General features: G+C 45.1%; 2 protein-coding genes. Both read left to right on the top strand.

Going from position 1 to position 1564, the window contains the following annotated elements:
* Window positions 1–814 (top strand): VENN motif pre-toxin domain-containing protein (locus EDC52_RS20000; RefSeq protein WP_196237784.1); only part of this gene is annotated, 814 nt, incomplete at its 5' end.
* A 3-nt stretch (window positions 815–817) separates the two neighbouring features.
* On the top strand, window positions 818–1255 hold the full coding sequence (locus EDC52_RS19780; RefSeq protein WP_131868057.1) for a hypothetical protein: 438 nt from the start codon (window positions 818–820) through the stop codon (window positions 1253–1255).
* Window positions 1256–1564: the final 309 nt, after the last annotated feature.

A 1564-nucleotide genomic window follows, 5' to 3' on the forward strand; every position in this document is an offset into this window, starting at 1 on the left:
GCTGGCGGCAGGGCTGGCAGGCGGCCTGGCCGGCGGCGATGTGGCGAGCGCGGTGGCGGGGGCGCAGGCGGGGAAGAATGCGGTAGAGAATAACTATCTGAGTGCCATTGCGCAGGGTGTCAAACTGACCGCCCAGGGCTGTGCCGAAGCGGCTCCCTGTCGTAATACGCTGGTTGAGAAAGGACTGGGTGCCCTGCTGGGTGTGGGGGCGGCAAATACCGTGCTGGATAGCCTCTCTGCTGCAGATAAGGAATACGTTTTTGGTGTAGCCTTGAGTGGTAAGGCTGATTTGATAGAAGACCTGACCCCAGAGCAGCGTACAGTCTACGATTATATGGTAGGTCAGGACCAGAAGGGGTTAATCACCATCTTCCCGCAGCCGGAAAGGGATTTGACGGGTGGGAAACTGAGTAATCCGATCCTGGATGAGAATAAAGGGACTTCGCTTACAACACCTGATAAAACTGGTCAGCAAGGCGTCTCGCATACCGGTAATACAGAAGGGCTGCTGGAAACGGGGAGGAATACAACGGTCACACCGATACCGGAAGGACCGAAAAAAGATGACCTGGCTTATCTCGCACTTAAAGGCAAAGAAGCTCAAGAAGCTGCAAAGAATCTAGGGTTTGATCGGAGAATTCCACCACAAAAGGCACCCTTTAACTCTCACGGTCAACCAGTATTTTCAAATGGGAAAAATTATATAACTCCTGATGTCGACAGTCATAATGTTACTGATGGGTGGAAGGTATATAACAACAGAGGTAAAAGAATTGGCACCTACGACAGTGATCTTATCAAAATTAAGGACTGAGATATGTTTGGTATTTTTCCAGAAAAACATGCGATTCAAATTGAAAATGAAATATTCTTACCTGCATCTATAATTATTGACGATTTTCAGGAATCGATGAACATTCCTCTAACCTACTGGAATATAGTTGATTACAAGAAAAGTTGGCTAAGATCACTTAAAGAGGGTCTTGAGAAAAGGAATCACGCGGCTCTTGCAGTGTCAATGTATGATCCTAATTTAGTGAATTTTGTTTTTGTATGGGTAATATATTTTGAATCTGAAATTGCATGTGTGCAAAATAGTATCATTTTTTTGGAGGAATATAATGATTTTAATCCTAACAAGCTAAATGAATACATTGATACAAGAACAACTCATGATGAAGATGGCATGAAAATATCTGAGTGGTCTACCGATTTCAGCAGTGTTGTTAATTTTTATAACAGTCTAAATGATTAAAGTTTTGCTCTTTTGCTTAAGTTCCCGCTGGATACTTAGTCTCCATGAAACTGGTGCGATTTGAACAAGCTTTCCTGGAGTTAAACTGGCTGATGTGAATGAAGGGCTGAGGACAAAACTGCATGCAGAGAGTACAGAACAACGGCTGTAGGATAAACAACTCGATTGTTGAATCTTTCTCAGATTGCTACTTAGATATAATCTACTGATTTTACACCTATGCCGCGGTCAAGGAGCAGACCGGGGTGTATGCCGGCCAGGGGGGCTACGATGTCAAGGTTGGCGGACTGACGGCGCTGAACGGGGCGG

The sequence above is a fragment of the Biostraticola tofi genome, assembly GCF_004343195.1.
In the GTDB taxonomy this organism is placed as follows: Bacteria; Pseudomonadota; Gammaproteobacteria; order Enterobacterales; family Enterobacteriaceae; genus Biostraticola; species Biostraticola tofi.